15 protein-coding genes are annotated in these 16,817 nt (G+C 38.9%); 10 read left to right on the plus strand and 5 right to left on the minus strand.

The window, feature by feature from the left end; all coding sequences use genetic code 11:
* Positions 1-199 precede the first annotated feature (199 nt).
* Complete coding sequence (locus MKZ11_RS12880) at positions 200-583, plus strand: VOC family protein (protein WP_067207969.1); 384 nt, start codon at positions 200-202, stop codon at positions 581-583.
* 513 nt (positions 584-1,096) lie between these two features.
* Here the strand turns inward: MKZ11_RS12880 and MKZ11_RS12885 are convergent.
* Genes MKZ11_RS12885 through MKZ11_RS12900 form a run of 4 tightly spaced genes read right to left on the minus strand, consistent with a single transcriptional unit; the run spans position 1,097 to position 5,055 of the window.
* Positions 1,097-1,912, minus strand: a complete 816-nt coding sequence (locus MKZ11_RS12885) for an ABC transporter ATP-binding protein (protein WP_340794820.1) — start codon at positions 1,910-1,912, stop codon at positions 1,097-1,099.
* Positions 1,912-2,943 (minus strand): FecCD family ABC transporter permease, encoded by a 1,032-nt coding sequence (locus MKZ11_RS12890; RefSeq protein WP_340794821.1) that lies wholly within the window; start codon positions 2,941-2,943, stop codon positions 1,912-1,914. The genes MKZ11_RS12885 and MKZ11_RS12890 overlap by 1 nt, the downstream gene beginning before the upstream one ends.
* Positions 2,940-3,980 carry a FecCD family ABC transporter permease gene (locus MKZ11_RS12895; RefSeq protein ID WP_340794822.1) on the minus strand — a complete coding sequence of 347 codons (1,041 nt, stop codon included), beginning with the start codon at positions 3,978-3,980 and terminating at the stop codon, positions 2,940-2,942. Before MKZ11_RS12895 ends, MKZ11_RS12890 begins: the two co-directional genes overlap by 4 nt.
* Positions 3,973-5,055, minus strand: coding sequence for an iron-siderophore ABC transporter substrate-binding protein (locus MKZ11_RS12900; RefSeq protein WP_340794823.1), 1,083 nt, complete (start codon positions 5,053-5,055; stop codon positions 3,973-3,975). Before MKZ11_RS12900 ends, MKZ11_RS12895 begins: the two co-directional genes overlap by 8 nt.
* A gap of 772 nt (positions 5,056-5,827) precedes the next feature.
* Between MKZ11_RS12900 and MKZ11_RS12905 the strand changes: the two genes are divergently transcribed.
* From MKZ11_RS12905 to MKZ11_RS12935, 7 genes are all read left to right on the plus strand, one after another.
* A complete protein-coding gene (locus tag MKZ11_RS12905; RefSeq protein ID WP_340794824.1) occupies positions 5,828-6,601 on the plus strand; it encodes a nucleotidyltransferase in 774 nt (257 codons plus the stop codon).
* Between the two features lie 199 nt (positions 6,602-6,800).
* Positions 6,801-7,541 carry an alpha/beta fold hydrolase gene (locus tag MKZ11_RS12910; RefSeq protein ID WP_340794825.1) on the plus strand — a complete coding sequence of 247 codons (741 nt, stop codon included), beginning with the start codon at positions 6,801-6,803 and terminating at the stop codon, positions 7,539-7,541.
* Between the two features lie 471 nt (positions 7,542-8,012).
* Positions 8,013-8,672 carry a hypothetical protein gene (locus MKZ11_RS12915; RefSeq protein ID WP_340794826.1) on the plus strand — a complete coding sequence of 220 codons (660 nt, stop codon included), beginning with the start codon at positions 8,013-8,015 and terminating at the stop codon, positions 8,670-8,672.
* A complete protein-coding gene (locus tag MKZ11_RS12920) occupies positions 8,659-9,417 on the plus strand; it encodes a cytochrome c biogenesis CcdA family protein (protein WP_340794827.1) in 759 nt (252 codons plus the stop codon). Before MKZ11_RS12915 ends, MKZ11_RS12920 begins: the two co-directional genes overlap by 14 nt.
* 18 nt (positions 9,418-9,435) lie before the next feature.
* Positions 9,436-10,008, plus strand: coding sequence for a TlpA disulfide reductase family protein (locus MKZ11_RS12925; RefSeq protein ID WP_340794828.1), 573 nt, complete (start codon positions 9,436-9,438; stop codon positions 10,006-10,008).
* Positions 10,009-10,047: 39 nt separating this feature from the next.
* Complete coding sequence (locus tag MKZ11_RS12930; RefSeq protein WP_340794829.1) at positions 10,048-10,734, plus strand: response regulator transcription factor; 687 nt, start codon at positions 10,048-10,050, stop codon at positions 10,732-10,734.
* Complete coding sequence (locus MKZ11_RS12935; protein WP_340794830.1) at positions 10,718-11,809, plus strand: sensor histidine kinase; 1,092 nt, start codon at positions 10,718-10,720, stop codon at positions 11,807-11,809. Before MKZ11_RS12930 ends, MKZ11_RS12935 begins: the two co-directional genes overlap by 17 nt.
* Positions 11,810-11,992: 183 nt before the next feature.
* Here the strand turns inward: MKZ11_RS12935 and MKZ11_RS12940 are convergent, their stop codons facing one another.
* Positions 11,993-13,732 (minus strand): ABC transporter ATP-binding protein, encoded by a 1,740-nt coding sequence (locus MKZ11_RS12940; RefSeq protein ID WP_340794831.1) that lies wholly within the window; start codon positions 13,730-13,732, stop codon positions 11,993-11,995.
* Between the two features lie 124 nt (positions 13,733-13,856).
* Here MKZ11_RS12940 and MKZ11_RS12945 point away from each other — a divergent pair, with 124 nt between their 5' ends.
* Complete coding sequence (locus MKZ11_RS12945) at positions 13,857-15,278, plus strand: ABC transporter permease (protein WP_445326997.1); 1,422 nt, start codon at positions 13,857-13,859, stop codon at positions 15,276-15,278.
* A 13-nt stretch (positions 15,279-15,291) separates the two neighbouring features.
* Positions 15,292-16,788 carry an ABC transporter permease gene (locus MKZ11_RS12950; RefSeq protein WP_340794832.1) on the plus strand — a complete coding sequence of 499 codons (1,497 nt, stop codon included), beginning with the start codon at positions 15,292-15,294 and terminating at the stop codon, positions 16,786-16,788.
* Positions 16,789-16,817 lie beyond the last annotated feature (29 nt).

The following is a 16,817-nucleotide window of genomic DNA, read 5'->3' on the forward strand; positions in this document are numbered from 1 at the left end:
AGCGTTCCTATGCTTTGATGTTGATTTGCTTTCATTGTTTCTCCTTATGAGTTCAAACAGAGCTTATTGTGGAAATAGGGGGCATAGTTTCCGATATATAGGAAGGGTATCTTCCTATATAAAAGTGACCTCATACACTGAACTGCCCCGTAAATGTTAGACACTACACGTGGCAAATATCAAAGGAGGCAAAAACAGTATGAAAATTATTGTTACTAGTATATTCGTAGAAGATCAAGACAAGGCACTAGAGTTTTATTCAGAAACGCTGGGCTTTGTAAAAAAGCATGACGTTCCCACCGGAGAATTTAGATGGATTGCACTTGTTTCTCCTGAGGAGCAAGAAGGTACTGAGATTTTGCTCGAACCAAATAATCATCCAGCAGCCAAAGAGTATCAAAAGAAATTATTTGAAGAAGGCATACCTGTAACAATGTTTGGTGTTGAAGATGTTCGCAAAGAGTACGATAGGTTATTGAAACATGGCGTGAACTTTTCTATAGAGCCGACAGAAATGGGCGAAGTTACAATAGCTGTCTTCGACGATACATGCGGAAACCATATTCAGATAATCCAGCAGTAACATTATGCGGATGACAGAATAGAGTTAAGTAAAGAAATCTATTTACGCGCGGCACCAAAGCGTTTGGTATAGGAATAAACTGAGTATCTGCGTATGTAGGGAGTTTTTATTTAAACAAGCTTGAGATTCACTGAACGGTTAATCAGCATTGCTTCAGAAGTAAGGTTATTCCATTAAAGGGCGCTTTTCCGGAGTAACGAAAAAGTCCAATTTCTCAGCATTAATGTTGAGAAATTGGACTTTTTTATATTTACTTATAGTGTCGTGCACCACAAAAAAATAAAAAAGCTTGCCAGCCTTTCAAAAATTCTCTACTGTATTGCTGTCGAATCAAATCAGTGGAGGTCAAAAGGAATGCTGGTAATGCCTGAAGTTAATTGTATCCACCGTATGGAAATGAATGTGCACATAAGCACAATGATGAATGGCTAAAAATATAGTTTAGTTTGAGTTACTGTTTGAGTCATTTTAAGAATAACTCAAAATACCAGTGGTTTTAATTGGCTTCTTAATTTAAGGAGTACATTCATTATTAACATGATAACGTCCTTTTGGTATGGCAAAAGGAGAGCCTGAAACAGGGTCTTTTATCACCATACAATCGAGGCCGAATATGTCTTTAACTAATGTGCTTGTAATAACCTTTGATGGCTCACCCTCAACTATAAGCTTTCCTTTACGAAGTGCAAAAATATAGTCTGCATAGCGCGCGGACAAGTTTATATCATGAAGAACCATTACAATCGTAGTTCCATGCTTTCGGTTAAGGTCTGTGAGTAGGTCAAGAATTTCGACTTGATAGGTGATATCTAAAAAGGTTGTCGGTTCATCAAGAAATAAAATATCTGTTTGTTGAGCCAGAGCCATTGCGATCCAGACGCGCTGTCTTTGACCGCCAGAAAGCTCGTCAATATCATTATTTGCAAGCTCAGTTATATCCATAATACTCATAGCTTCGGCGACTGCATCATAATCCTTTTTTGTCCAACCGCTGAGCAATGATTGGTGCGGAAATCTTCCGCGTCCAACTAAATCGGCGACAGAAATTCCTTCTGGAACAATGGGGGATTGCGGTAGCAGTCCTAAAACACGAGCTAATTGTTTTGATGGGATTTTGCTGATGGGTCTTCCGTCAAGAGTGATTTTTCCAGACGTAGGCTTTATAAGCCTTGATAGTGTTTTAAGAAGCGTAGACTTTCCGCAGGCATTTGCTCCAATAATAACGCTTATTTTATTACTTGGGATAATAAGGCTGACTCCATGGATGATCGTTTTATTATCATAGCCCGCTATTATTTCTTCGGCTTGAAAAACATGTGTCGGTTTCATTATAATTCTCCCCTTCGATTCATTCGGATTAGCAAGAAGATCAGATACGGCGCTCCGAGTATTCCTGTTATGACGCCCACGGGGTATCTGGCCACAAAAGCAAATTGCCCGATTAGATCTGCCGCCAAAACTAAATTAACGCCAACAAGACCCGCGGGTATTGTGCTTGAGAAGCCAACTCCGACTAGTCTTTTTGCAATCGGTCCGGAGAGGAAGGAGACAAATGCTATTGGACCCGTGGTAGCAGTAGCAAGAGAAATCATGCAGACGGAACTAAAAATAAGTACAATTCTTGTCTTGTCCGTATTCACTCCGAGAGAAGTGGCCGACTGTTCTCCAAGTTCCAGTATACTTAGGTGTTTTCCTAGTACTATAATGATAGGTGTAAAGATGAAAACTGATAGTATCAAAGGCGGAAGTTCGTGCATTTGTGAGCCATTGAGGCTACCGCTGAGCCATCTGAACGCTGCGGGGAGATCTTGTTCTGCACCGATCAGCAAAAGATAGGATATTAAAGCGCCAAGCATGGCTTGTATGCCTATTCCGATAAGAATTAATCTCCCGATTGAAAATGACTTTCCCCTAGATAATATGTAAATTAGTATTACAGTAGCAAGGCCAGCAATCACGGAAGCAATGGAAACAACAGCTCCGCTAGTATGAAGTATGACTATACAAAACACAGCTGCCGCGCTCGAGCCGGTGGTAATACCGATTACATTCGGGTTTGCAAGGGGATTGCGCAACATAGTTTGAAAGGTGTTTCCGGCAATGCCGAAAGCGAATCCAGCGAAAAGACCTGCCAGCATTCTTGGTAGACGTATGGTATTAATGGCAAAAGAAGCACCTTGGAGTTCTTCTCCAGAAAGTACTCGGATTACATCTATTACGGGATAGATGGTGTTCCCCAGTAAAAGCATCGCACAGCAAAGAATGAATGCGAGTGCTGCCAGGGAGCCGGTAACAAGTATCCATCGACGGTGTCTTTGACGTCTGCCCGCCATAATAAACTTAACAGATTCATTTTTCATAATGACCGCACTTTCGATTTCATAGCTAATAGTATTAGTATCGGTGCTCCTATAAATGCTGTAACTACACCGACTTCAAGCTCTCCAGGGCTACCGATGAGCCTGCCGCTTACATCTGATACAGTCAAAATGATGGCTCCTGAAATAGCTGACATCGGTATAACGAAACGCAGGTCAGGGCCAAGAATAAGGCGCATGACGTGGGTTGATAAAAGCCCAACAAAGCCAATTGGACCTGCCAGGGCAGTAGCTGAGCCGCACAAAAGAACGGCCCCAAGAGCTGCAACAAGCCTTAGTATTCCTGTTTTAACGCCGAGTCCGGTTGCAACATCGTCTCCCAGGGCAAGTGCATTTAGTGCTGGTGCAGAAATAATAGCTATCAGTATTCCAATTATCAAAAAAGGGGTAAAAGTCGTAATAACGCTCCAGTTTGCTGAGCCAACACTTCCTACCTGCCAAAACCTGAATTGATCCATGACATGAGAACGTGGAATCATTATTGCGATGACTAGGGAAGAAAGGGCGGCACTTGTGGCGGCTCCCGCCAAAACAAGCTTAATGGGCGTAGCGCCACTACGCCCCATAGAGCCAATTCCAAATACGAAAACCGCAGTAAGCGCAGCCCCAGCTAAAGCTAGCCATATATATTGATTTGCGCTGCTTATGTTAAAGAATGCAATTCCGCAAACAACAAACAATGATGCACCTGTATTAACTCCCAGTATACTAGGGTCTGCAATCGGGTTGCGGGTGACCGCTTGCATAAGCGCTCCTGAAACTCCGAGTGCTGCACCACAAAGTAAACTGAAAACTGTTCGTGAAATCCTCTTGCGAACCACATTTGCTTCATAGGAGTTTACATCTGGGTGAAATAAACCGTCCATCACTTCATTTAATCCCACCATTCGAGAACCTAAAGCCAGGGATGCAAATATGCACAAGCCGAGCAAGAGAAAACAAATCACTAGAACCGTGATAAAATTCCTCGGAATATGTAAGCTTGGTTTTTTTAATTTTGAAACCGATAAACTATTCATTTAACTTCTTAATGGCTCCCCCTATTAATTCAAGGTATTCATCAATCGTATAAGATATCGCAAGTGGATTTGGGTTTCCAGAAGCAGCTAAAGGTGTATCGTTACCAATGAACACTACAGAACCTCTCTTAATAGCTGGAATTTTACCAAGTAGAGGATCAGCTTTAACGGCTTCATATAGGCTTTCATCACCATACCCAATTAAGATATCAGCATCGTTAAGGATGTCAGCATTTTCAGCGCTTAAGTTCAATGAGTAACTTGTAGGGTCGGTAATCTGTTTCGTGATACTTTCAGGATATTCCATACCTAGCTCAATCAAAAATGCACCGCGAGGGTCTGCTGGTGTATAAAGATGGAGTTTAGACATATCTTTAGCCGAGAAGTTGACCCAGGCAACTTTTTTGCCTTCCATCTCAGGATATTTACTTGATTCCTCCTCAATTAGTTTCTCAGTGTCCTTAATAAGTTGTTCGCCTTCTGCTTTCATTCCCATACCTGTTGAATTTAATATAACTTGGTCACGCCATTCGGTTGCCCAAGGAGCCTCCTGATAGGCCACGACCGGAGCGATTTTACTAAGAACATCATAGTCTTCCTGTGTTATACCCGAGTAAGCTGCAAGAATTACATCAGGGTTTGCATCTGAAATAGCCTCAAAATCAAGACCATCGGTATCCTGGAAGATATTGGGTTCATCTGCGCCGAGTTCCTCGAGTTTTTTAGCTGTCCAAGGCAAAAGTCCGCTGTCATCCTGAACCCCATAATTAGCCGCTGAGAAGCCTACAGGTACAACTCCGAGAGCGAGAACAACATCATGATTAGCCCATTGAACTGTAACAACTCGTTCAGGCTTGCTTGCAATTTCAGTTTCGCCAAATGCATGCTTGATGACGATCGGAAATTCAGAACTTCCATCTTGGGAAGCAGGTTTTTCTGTTTTAGATGTTTCGGTATTTACCGATGATGAATCAGGTGTTGAACTTGATTTCTGACCTGAACAACCAACTAGTAGTATCATAACCATTGCCGAAATTAGTAATGCTTTTAATGAGATTTTTAGCTTTGTATTCATTTTCATAACCATCCTTATCATAAACTGTATTTTTAATTATTGCTTTTTGAGTTTTTTACTTTCCGCTCCAATGCTGGTGAGATTGAGTTTTTCTTCCGACATGTCTTCCACGGAGGTGCTGATCATGATCAGAGAATCAGCAACAAGAGAATGAAGTTGTTTGTCTCCTTTTCCTAATTGATAATGATAATCATTATCTTTAATGTATATTCTCTTTGATGGGTTGTCAATGAAAAATTATAAGAGCTATTTGCCATATATTTCACTGATCTATTTGGTTTTTATTTATAATTATACCAATGCGTTACCTGTGGTTTTTTGTTAAAGGATTACTGTTCTCTTGATTTTGGGAATCCAAATATAAAACTTCTTCTACGTATCAAACACCCGGGATCGAGATTGGGAAAATAATCAATATCTTATATAATCCTGATGATCCAAAACAAGCAATCATTGATTCGTTTCTCCAACGGGGAAAGATATTTACGCTTTTAGGTTCAATATTCCTTGGTGTAAGTGTTGGAAAGAGCTCAATTGTGCGCAACAAAACAACTCAATTATTCAGATACCAATCATTGGGAGGGAGGTAAAAGAACGTGTTCTGGTAGTGTGCGTTTAGGTAAATAAGATGTTTTGTACTTGATTTTAAGAAGAGTATTGATACTATTGAAATGGTGTAAGTGAAAGGAGAATTTTATATGTGTTGTTCATGTTGTCCGGTAGTAGAAATAAAAACTTCCCTTTAAATCAAAAATAGGAGGATGTTTTATTTATGCTACTACAGGAAAAATTAATAAAAATGATTAAAGAGAAGTGTGAGAGTCATCCTAGTATTTCAGCTTGTATGATGTATGGGTCTTTTACAAAAGGTGAAGGAGACCAATACTCTGATGTTGAGTTCTATATCTTTCTAAAAAATGAGGAATTTCAAGATTTCAGTTCATCTAACTGGATTAGCGATATTGCACCCTATGATTTACTTTTCTTAAATGACTTCGGTACTGAAGTTGTCATTTTTTCAAATTTAGTCAGAGGCGAATTTCATTTTCTCGCTGAATCTAACATTGAGGTTATAAAGTCATTTAAAAATACAGGAGTTTTTCCTGACATAGAATCCATGTTTCTTTACGATATAACTGGTAAATTAACAGCGTGTTTGGATTTTCTAAAGGGCGATGGACCTGATAGAATGACTGACGATAATGTGGATTTTGCTTTTAATAATTTCGTTAAGGCTTGGCTAATGGGTGTTAACGTTTTAAATAGAGGAGAACTTGCACGTTCGCTGGAATGCCTGTCACACGTTCAGCGGTATGTGTTAAGCCTGACTAGAATCCGTGAAAAAACAGTAGAACGTTGGCTGAATTCCACTAAAAACTTAGAGGTCGATTTGTCAGTAAAAGCATATAAAGAATATGCTTCAATTACTTCTAAATTAAATGAAGTAGAGTTAAATAGCGCCTATTTGAATGCATTGTATGTTGTCGAGAATTTAATTCGGGAACTTGCTACCGATTATAAATTTGACGCTTCTATATATACTTAAGATAGAAGCTTTGAATTTAGTGGGAAAATTAAGTATGAAGTATTCAAAATTTGATAACCAGAAGGATCCTAGTATTAAATTTTTCACTTGATTTCAATGTTTTGAAATTATAGTAATGCTGTATTATTAATGAAATCTAGTTAAGCTATGAAAGACATACATTTCAAAGTCAACGGCAGAGGGGAAGGTATATCTGGTTATGCATTATATCGAACAGGGCTGTCTGGAAGGCCCCCTTTTAGTGTTTTTGCATGGAGGTGGTGTGAGCGGTTGGATGTGGGATAAGCAAGTAGACTATTTTACCGATTATCATTGCTTGATTCCAACACTACAAGGGCATGGGATCCGAGGTGGAGAATCTAGTTTTTCTATAATGGAAAATGCACTGGAAATTATAGAACTAATTAATGAAAAAAAGAATGGGCGAGCGGTTAACATAGTGGGATTTTCCATAGGGGCTCAAATTACGCTTGAAATTCTCAATCTAGCTCCGAATCTTGTTAACAGGGCTCTCATTAATAGTGCCCTTGTTATACCAATGAAAATTACCAATTTGTTTATTGCACCATCAATCCGATTGACCGCACCTCTGATTAAAAATAGAGCATTTTCTAAAATACAAGCGAAACAATTATATATCGATGACCTTTATTTCGAAAGATATTACCAAGATAGCATAAAAATGAAATCCAGCACTTTAATTGCAATGCTACGGGAGAACTTATCTTACAGGTTACCGGGAACACAAATCAAAACGACTACCCGGGTATTGGTAACTGTCGGTGAAAAAGAGAGAGGTGTTATGAGGAAATCAGCGCTCAAGATTGCTGAATACTATTCAACATCATCGCTGGTAGTCATTCCGAGAGTGGGGCACGGTTTTTCATTCGCTCAACCAGAAGGATTCAATCAACTAGTAGATGACTGGCTAAGGGAGTAGCCCCTTCCATTCTGATGAAATAATTAGTTTACAATTACATCAGAAGTGATACATTCAATAGCGGGAGTCAACTATTCAACATGCATGAAATGAAGACAATTTATCAAGACATTCATGCCATTGATTTTATTTGTTCATACCTTAAGAAAAAAAGCAGTACGATGTGAAGTTAGAAGTGAAAATTCATAGCGTCTGAGAAGGAACATTAACTGTTCGTTAAGAAGGTTGAGAAGAAATAATTCCAAGTGATAGAATCATAGTCATTCAAAAGTTTTGCCTTTCGTAGATTTATGCGAAAGGCAATTTTTACGTCTACTCGTTCCGTCTGTTGTAAAGATTGAAACCAGATTGTAAAAGAGCATTAGTATTCAATACCGAAAAATATTTCGAATGAATTTCGATTTTCATCAAACCTTCATATAGCTTTAGTAATATGAAGTGCAGGTGCTTTTGAGCGGGAGGTGAACATCTATGGTAACGGCAAGTGCACAAACGTCAATTGCTATTATCGTTTTAAGTTTGAGTGCGGGGTTTTTCACTTTTTATTTTATAGGTGATTTATCAAAAACGAAAAAGAAAATTTATATGGGTGAATTAGCATCGCAACTTACGAATTTTGTCCTGTTTATGTGGCTGGGTAAAATTCTGTTAAATCTTTCTGTCTTCTTAAAGGATCCGTTGGCTATTTTAGCATATCCAAGTAATTCGATTGCGTTTTATATTGCTGTGTTCCTAAGCTTTTTTACAATTGCTATTAAGTCCAAACGACAAAAGATTGATCTTACTCGCTTTATAAATGCTTTTATACATGTGTTTTTAATAACATCATTCTTGTATGAATTCATTCTAATTGTATGGAATAACAATACATATTCAATTAAATACATGAGCTTACTTGCCGTGCTGATTATTACGTTCGTTGCCATCCATGCCCGTGTAACAATCTTTAGGCTAAATATAATCATGGCAATTGGTTGGTCTTTAGGTACTTTTGGATTGACATTTGTGATGCCGTTTATGATGGTGTTCGGTTATACAATGGCTCCGTGGTTTTTGGGTTTAATCTTAGTGATTTGTTTGATAGTAATCATTTTAAAAAAGAAAGAAGGTGTCGTAAATGGGCGGAATTGATGCAGATACGATGTTAGTGGTGGGAATGTTTTTGGCAGTAGGGGCGGGTGCGCTATCTTTTTTATCGCCTTGTGTGTTACCGATTTTTCCCGCGTATTTATCGTATATCACTGGGATTAGTGTTAAAGAATTGCAAGGAAATCATGACGTAAAAATACGTAGTAAATTATTAAGCCATTCTGTGTTCTTTTTGTTAGGTGTTTCACTTGTCTTTATCAGTTTGGGTGTCGGGGCTTCATTTTTAGGACAATGGATTCAAACGTTATTAGTAGGTGATTCTGGATTACTAATACAGCGGTTAGCCGGAGTGTTCATTATAGTTATGGGGCTTTTTGTTGGAGGTTGGGTCACTATTCCAACTTTAATGAAAGAAAAGCGTTTCCAATCCTCAAAAAGGCCAGTTGGCTATTTAGGCACTTTTTTCGTCGGTATGGGGTTTGCTGCTGGATGGACACCGTGCATTGGACCGATCTTCGGATCCATTTTATTTTTGGCGGCAAGTAACCCGGGCCAAGGTATTTTGTATACAGTGATGTATGTCATCGGTTTTGCCTTGCCATTTCTAATCCTGACCTTTTTCCTTGGATCAACCAAATGGATTGTTCGCCATAGTCAAGTGATTATGAAAACAGGAGCCATTATTATGATTCTTATGGGCTTGATTTTATTTACTGGTCAAATGCCACGCATCACCGAATTTCTTCTTAAATTAGTGCAAGATACATGGTTCGAAAAGTTAGGATAAAAATGGAGGTAATGCTAAATGAAAAAGGCAATACTTATTTTGATTGTAGTGGGAATGCTTGGGTGGGCTGTATATGAGTTCTTTCTTTCAGCTGATGAGGGAGGTAATATAAAAACATCTGAGTATGAAGATGCTAACATCAAAGAAGAATCCTTTGAATCCAATGAAGTGGGGATTCGTAAGGGGCAATTAGCTCCAGATTTTGAACTTAAGACATTGGATGGTGAGACAGTAAGGTTGTCCGATTACAAAGGGAAACGGGTCATGCTTAACTTCTGGGCAACATGGTGTCCGCCATGCCGTGCAGAAATGCCTGATATGGAAAAATTCAAGAGGGATAAGGATGTGCAGATTTTAGCTGTAAATTTACTTGGTACAGAATCAAGTCTAGAAAACGTTCAAAAGTTTGTCGACGAACTGAAGCTGACGTTGACTATTCCATTGGATGAAGAATCTGCTATATCAAATCAGTATCAGATTGTAGCTTATCCTACCTCATTTATGATTGATTCAAATGGTCGCATTCAATCTGTTGTAATGGGTGCCTTGAATTATGACTTTATGGTCCAGGGATTTGAAATGATGCAATAGGTTCCTTCTGTCGTGTAAACTAGTAGCGGGGTGATTCGTGTGAAACAAACGATTATGGTTGTCGAAGATGATAAAATGATTCGGGAATTAATTGCGATTTATTTGAAGAAAAGTGGTTATGAAGTTGTGGAGTCAAGTGATGGAGAAGATGCGAAAGCAGTTTTTCTGGAACATCAGCCCTGCCTACTAATATTGGATTTAATGCTCCCAAAAATAAGTGGCGAGGAATTTTATGAATGGATTCTTGAGCAAGATCAAAATGATGTGTCGGTTATTATGCTGTCAGCTAAAGCAAGAATTGACGATAAAATTTCAGGCTTAAATTTAGGTGCAGATGCATATATGACAAAGCCATTTGATCCAAACGAGCTTATCGCGCAAGTAGAAGCAGTTTTACGCCGCACAAGTCACTTTTGTCAAAAGATTGTAGCTGAAGGGCTATGTATAATGCCGAAAAAAGGTCAAGTTTTGCTTTACGGTAAAGACATAAAATTGACAAAGTTCGAGTTTAGTCTTCTTCATTACTTTATGCAAAATCCGAATCTAGTTTTGTCACGAGAACAGCTCATTACGATGATTTATCCAAACGAGGAGCATACTGTAATGGATCGAACCATCGATGCACATATTAAGAAGCTTCGTGAAAAGATTGAAGATTTTCCAGCGAACCCGAAACGAGTACAAACCATCAGGGGAATGGGGTATAAATTTGTCGCGAATAAATAACTATTTTACCACATTAATCCCTTCTGGATTCCTTTGGCGTTTAACGTTTTTAAACATTTTAGTTATCGTGACAGCGACGGCCATCAGTGGATGGGCTATCTATAATACAGCCTGTTTTCTGGCAGCTGGAGTGGGAGATCTAGATGGCAGAACCCAACAGCGATTTAACAGTATACTTCTAAACTACTTATGGATATTCATGATTGCTGCTGCTTTTGTGGGAAGTTTTCTACATTTTTATTTAATAAAACGCTTAATCAAACCAATCCGAAGCTTGATTCAATCTACAGAAAAGCTGAAGCTCGGACATTACCCGGAACCCGTGAAAGTTTATAAACAAGATGAAATTGGTCAATTGGTTACACAATATAATGGGCTGATTGCACAGTTACAATCGAATGAACTACAACGAAAAAAACTGGTCTCCGATCTTTCCCACGAAATAAGAACTCCTTTATCAAACTTAAATGGTTATCTGCAAGCATTGAAGGATGGAGATATAGTAGGCGATAAAGTCCTGTTTGCATCCCTTCATCAGGAATCAAGCCGATTATCACAAATGATTGAGCAACTTGAACAATTAAAGGAATGGGATTACTTATCCACCCAATCGGTTGTAAAAAAAGAAACACATGAAATAGAAAGCCTACTAACTCAATGTGTTGCAATGTTTGATAGGACCTTGATGCAGAAAAGTATACCGATACAAGTAGAGGTTGAATCATGTAAACTATATATTAATATTGAAGGTATACAACAAGTCATTAGCAACTTGCTCGAAAATGCTATGCTGTATTATGAAGGAATCGGGCCAATTTTAGTAATAGGGAAAAAACAAGGGAAAGATTATTGTATTTCCATAACAGGACCCAGTAATCCTATACCAGTTAACGAAAGGGAAAAGGTATTCATGCGGTTCTACCGACTTGATTCTTCTCGTAGCCGATTGACTGGTGGTTCAGGATTAGGACTAGCGATTTCAAAGGAAATCGTAGAACGTCATCACCAAGGAAAGATAGGGATTGACACGACGAGAAATAGTAATACATTTTGGATTGTATTGCCGGGACGATAAAGTGATGTCCGACTATTTAATGAAGAACTTGAGTGGTTATACGAATAAATTAAAGAAAATCATTAACATCTTATATTATCCTAATTTTCGTCATTATAAAAAGCAATCTGGCCCTTTCATATGAAAAGGTCAGATTGCTTTTTTTAGTGTTAAGTACGAAACGATAATTCGTACAGTCACAAATCATTTAATAGGAACGGCTACCCAATGTCCATCGAATACCTCTACAAACTCGGAATTTTCAAGTTGGTAGCGGTCTTCTGTTGTATGTTCTTCCATAAGAATTCGCTTTTTCTTCGATTCGATACGGGGATCTGGAATTGGAATAGCGGCAAGCAATGATTTTGTATATGGATGTTGCGGATTGTTGTATAATTCTTCACTTTCGGCAAGCTCAACAATTTTTCCAGCATACATGACTGCGACTCTGTCACTGATATGTTTGACCATCGATAAATCATGAGCGATGAAAAGATAGGTTAATCCCAAGCGATGTTGAAGGTCTTCCAGTAATTCTACGATTTGTGACTGAATTGATACATCGAGTGCGGATAAAGGCTCATCACAGACGATGAAATCAGGTTCTACGGCCAATGCACGTGCGATACCGATTCGTTGACGTTGTCCTCCTGAAAACTCATGTGGATACCGCATGGCATGTGATGGCTCCAATCCGACCATAACGAGTAATTCCTCCACTCTTTTTTTACGTTCTTCATTGTTTTTGCATAATAGATGGATATCCAGCGCCTGACCGATAATATCAAGTACTTTAAAGCGTGGGTTCAAGGATGAATAAGGATCTTGGAAAATCATTTGCATATGACGTCGCATTGTTTTCATTTCACTTTTCGATAATCTATTCACAGCCATTCCTTGGTAAAGCACGTCACCATCAGTTGGTTCATGAAGGCGCAAAATGGCACGACCTGTTGTGGATTTTCCTGATCCCGATTCGCCAACCAGCCCAAGTGTTTCACCGGGCTGAATATGAAAACTGATGCTATCAATAGCTTTCGTCAAGTTCCCTTTTCCAGCATCAAAATACTGCTTTAAGGACTTTACCTCAAGTAATGGGGTGGTAGAATTTATCCCATCTTTAATAAGGGGAGGTTTTTTAGTCTTTTTCTTTTCATCCAATCTTGGCAGCGCGTTCAATAGCTTCTTCGTATAAGTATGCTGCGGATTCTCAAAAATTTCGTTTGTAGTTCCGGTTTCAACAATTTCTCCATCCTTCATAACAGCAACCCGGTCGCACATCCCAGCAACTACCCCAAGATCATGTGTGATTAGGATAATGGATGTTCCGAAACGTTCTTGCATATGCTTCATTAAGTTTAATATTTGAGCTTGGATTGTTACGTCAAGTGCGGTCGTCGGTTCATCTGCAATAAGAAGCGAAGGGCGGCAGGCAAGTGCGATGGCAATCATCACGCGTTGGCGCATTCCTCCCGAAAACTCATGAGGGTATTGACTGAACCGTGCTTCGCCATTGTGAATCCCCACTAGTTTCAGTAGATCAAGTGCTTCCTTTTTGGCTTCTCGCTTCGAAAGATTTTGGTGCTTCATCAAACTTTCAGCAATTTGTTTTCCAATTTTGATAGTTGGGTTGAGAGAAGTCATGGGATCCTGAAAAATCATACTAATATCTCGACCGCGAATGCTTTCCATCTCTTTTTCCGTTTTTTGCGTAAGGTTCTGACCTTGGAATTCGATTGTGCCTTCTTTCATATAGGAAGGGGGAGAAGGAAGGAGGCGCATTATAGAGCGGGCTGTCACACTTTTTCCACTGCCAGACTCACCCACGATTCCTAGCGTTTCACCCTTCTTAACTTCGAAACTAACACCACGTACTGCATTGAAATCCTCCTCTCGGGCTATGAAAGAGACATGCAAGTCGGTAACTTTTAAAATAGTATCCAATGTAGACACCTTCCTGTAGACATATTTAGTAACAATAAATAATAGAATTGACAATATTGTGTTCATTACATATAGTATAGTTTACAGATAGGGATTATGCAATTTAGGGAGGAGGTTTTATTTAATGGGACAGGTGGTGTCGGATATCTTACAGCGATCCCATAGGAAGATGCAAGGGAGATGGATGTATAAGTACTTGCTTTTACTAGCCGGGCTTCCAATTCACTTGATAACTTATTTTTTCTACTTATTTAAAAGAAAGGATCATACCTATTTTTCTACCTTGGAAGAAGTAAAGAGCGAAATGATCGTAGCTGGTCACAAGGAAGATTTACTAGGTTTGTATAAAGAGCAATTGCTTAGGAAACAGGCTTTTTTTAAGGAGGAAGTAAACAAAGAGAAAACAAATCAGCAAGCTACTCAACTGGCTGAAGAACAATTTGAAAAGAAAACAATCGAAAAGACGGATGAGATTATTGGACGAAAAGGGATAGGGAAGCCAAGCTATTCCACCTATTTTGAGTCGTTATTTGCTCGACCTTCCTTCTTACTTGTTTCTTTTGTTCCTGGTATTTTTATGTATGTTCTTCTCTTCTTGCTTAGTAATCCGTTTATTAAATATGTAATAGAAAGACTTGTGCAAAGTGTTTTCGTTATTGCGGGTGTTGCTGTTCTTGTATTTACAATTCTCTACATATCACCATTTGACCCGGCTTCAAATATTATTGGTGTCTCTGCAACAAAAGAACAAATTATTTCATTTAATCATTTGTATGGATTGGATTTACCTTACTTGCAGCAATTGTGGAACGCTGTTAAGGGGATTGCAACATTCGATCTTGGTGCATCTTTTGCCGGGAATGAAGATGTGGCAGCAAGTATTGCAAATAAATTTCCAGTCACATTTACAATTGCAATGTATTCTGTGTTAATGGCAATTTTGATTGCAATTCCAGTTGGGATCATTTCTGCGACAAAGCCAAACTCTTTTCTGGATTATACGTTTATGTTCATTGCACTGATAGGTCTGTCAATCCCAAACTTTTGGCAAGGACTCATCTTTATCTTGAACTTTTCGATAAAACATCAATGGTTGCCTGCTACGTACAGCCCACAGAATGGGTTGTCGATGATTATGCCGATTGTTGTGCTGGGAACGGGGCTGACAGCATCTGTGGCTAGGATGATGCGCTCTTCTTTATTGGAGATCATTCATGAAGATTATATTATTACTGCCAAAGCAAAAGGGTTAAACAAACGCCAAGTACTATGGCGGCATGCGGTGGGAAATGCAATGATTCCTGTTGTTACAGTCATTGGTTTGTTATTTGGAGGCATGTTAGGTGGAGCAGCTGTGACGGAAAAAGTTTTTAATATCAAGGGGATTGGTAGCTATATTGTTGATAAGCAGTTCATTCCGGATATTCCCGCCATTATGGGTGGGGTCGTCTATATTGCTATTACCATTTCGCTGGTCAATTTACTTATCGATATTTTGTATGCTTTCCTTGATCCACGTATTCGTTCCAAAATGAAACAATCGTAAAGTAGGTGTGAAAATGAAAGCAACATCGACGAAAAGACATGCCCTAAAATTGTCTGGGGAATATTCACAGTCAATTTTCACATGGATTATTACCTTGGTCTTGACAGTGATTTTTCTTTCGAACAGTTTTGATATTAAATCTGGTGATGTAAATAGGAATATGTTTATGCTCTCCATTGCTTATGCTTTGTTCATGCTTATTCAAGTATTTATTACTTGGAAGGTGAAAAGAGATTTAATAAGGTACGGTGAAATTCAAAATGTGACAAGACGTTTTGGTTTTATTCAATTATTCAGCTTGTGTACAGGGAATATTTTCACGATAGCATTTGCATTTAGTTTGATAAACAAGAAAAAAACACCAGAGTATACATTTGCCGTTTATATGCTTCTAACACAGATTTTTGCGATTGCGATATCTGCACTTAATTTATTTAAACCGTATGTTTCAGATACCTTTTTACCGGCGATGAGTATATTAATAGGAATTGCGTTTTTTTATCTTATTGCGCTAATTCTTGTGATCAAATTTGTCGATGATACAACGGCTTCACCAGTGATGTCCATTATTGCTATCGTAGCGATTATTACCGCATTATCTGGTAATGTTTTTGCGCTACTTCTAGGCTATAGTTTGTTACTAAAGTCGAAAAGTCGTGATCGATCAAGAATTATAAAATGGAACACGATGTGGGGGAAAATTACACGCAACTCCACAGCAGGCATGGGCTTGTTATTCATTATCCTACTGCTGACAATCTCGGTCGTTAGTAAGTTCACCTTTGATTATGAGTTTGCCGTAGATAATGATTATGGGAATCTTTTGCAGAGCCCAAGTCTTGCTTATCCATTAGGAACAGATAACTTCGGCAGGGATCTGTTTTCAAGAATTATATTTGGAGCTAGGATTTCCTTGCTTGTTGGGTTTGCTTCAACTGCGATTCCGGCAATTATCGGAGGGTTTTTGGGGGCGATTGCCGGCTATTATAGCAATCGGACGGATAATATCATTATGCGTCTGCTTGATGTTTTATATGCCATTCCCGGAATTCTACTGGCAATTGCCATTATTGCAGCTTTTGGCGCCAATACAACAAATCTTATTATCGCACTCAGCGTTGGGTCCATCCCGACATATGCTAGAACGATGCGAGCGAATGTATTAATGGTATCGAACTATGATTTTGTCGATTCAGCGCGTGCACTTGGCACTTCGGATTTCTCGATTATTTTTAAACAGATTGTGCCGAATTCTCTTGCACCGATGATTGTTAAGTCGACATTGACAATCGGGAGCGCGGTAATTGCAACAAGTAGTTTAAGTTATTTAGGACTTGGCGTAGAGCCGCATATTCCGGAGTGGGGGAATATACTGAAAATCGGCAGCACCTATCTTGAATCTCATTCCTATCTGGCTATTTTTCCAGGGCTTGCCATCATTGCTCTTGTTCTGTCTTTCAACTTTTTAGGAGACGGACTGCGGGATGCATTAGATCCAAAGTTAGACTAACTGAACACAAGATGAAGGAGGAAAAAGTT

Source organism: Sporosarcina sp. FSL K6-1508 (genome assembly GCF_038007465.1).
GTDB classification, from domain to species: domain Bacteria; phylum Bacillota; class Bacilli; order Bacillales_A; family Planococcaceae; genus Sporosarcina; species Sporosarcina psychrophila_B.

Coding starts and splice junctions, on each gene's coding strand:
- MKZ11_RS12880 (WP_067207969.1), top strand. CDS start 200: ATGAAAATTATTGTTACTAGTATATTCGTAGAAGATCAAGACAAGGCA.
- MKZ11_RS12885 (WP_340794820.1), bottom strand. CDS start 1,912: ATGAAACCGACACATGTTTTTCAAGCCGAAGAAATAATAGCGGGCTAT.
- MKZ11_RS12890 (WP_340794821.1), bottom strand. CDS start 2,943: ATGAAAAATGAATCTGTTAAGTTTATTATGGCGGGCAGACGTCAAAGA.
- MKZ11_RS12895 (WP_340794822.1), bottom strand. CDS start 3,980: ATGAATAGTTTATCGGTTTCAAAATTAAAAAAACCAAGCTTACATATT.
- MKZ11_RS12900 (WP_340794823.1), bottom strand. CDS start 5,055: ATGAATACAAAGCTAAAAATCTCATTAAAAGCATTACTAATTTCGGCA.
- MKZ11_RS12905 (WP_340794824.1), top strand. CDS start 5,828: ATGCTACTACAGGAAAAATTAATAAAAATGATTAAAGAGAAGTGTGAG.
- MKZ11_RS12910 (WP_340794825.1), top strand. CDS start 6,801: ATGCATTATATCGAACAGGGCTGTCTGGAAGGCCCCCTTTTAGTGTTT.
- MKZ11_RS12915 (WP_340794826.1), top strand. CDS start 8,013: ATGGTAACGGCAAGTGCACAAACGTCAATTGCTATTATCGTTTTAAGT.
- MKZ11_RS12920 (WP_340794827.1), top strand. CDS start 8,659: ATGGGCGGAATTGATGCAGATACGATGTTAGTGGTGGGAATGTTTTTG.
- MKZ11_RS12925 (WP_340794828.1), top strand. CDS start 9,436: ATGAAAAAGGCAATACTTATTTTGATTGTAGTGGGAATGCTTGGGTGG.
- MKZ11_RS12945 (WP_445326997.1), top strand. CDS start 13,857: ATGGGACAGGTGGTGTCGGATATCTTACAGCGATCCCATAGGAAGATG.
- MKZ11_RS12950 (WP_340794832.1), top strand. CDS start 15,292: ATGAAAGCAACATCGACGAAAAGACATGCCCTAAAATTGTCTGGGGAA.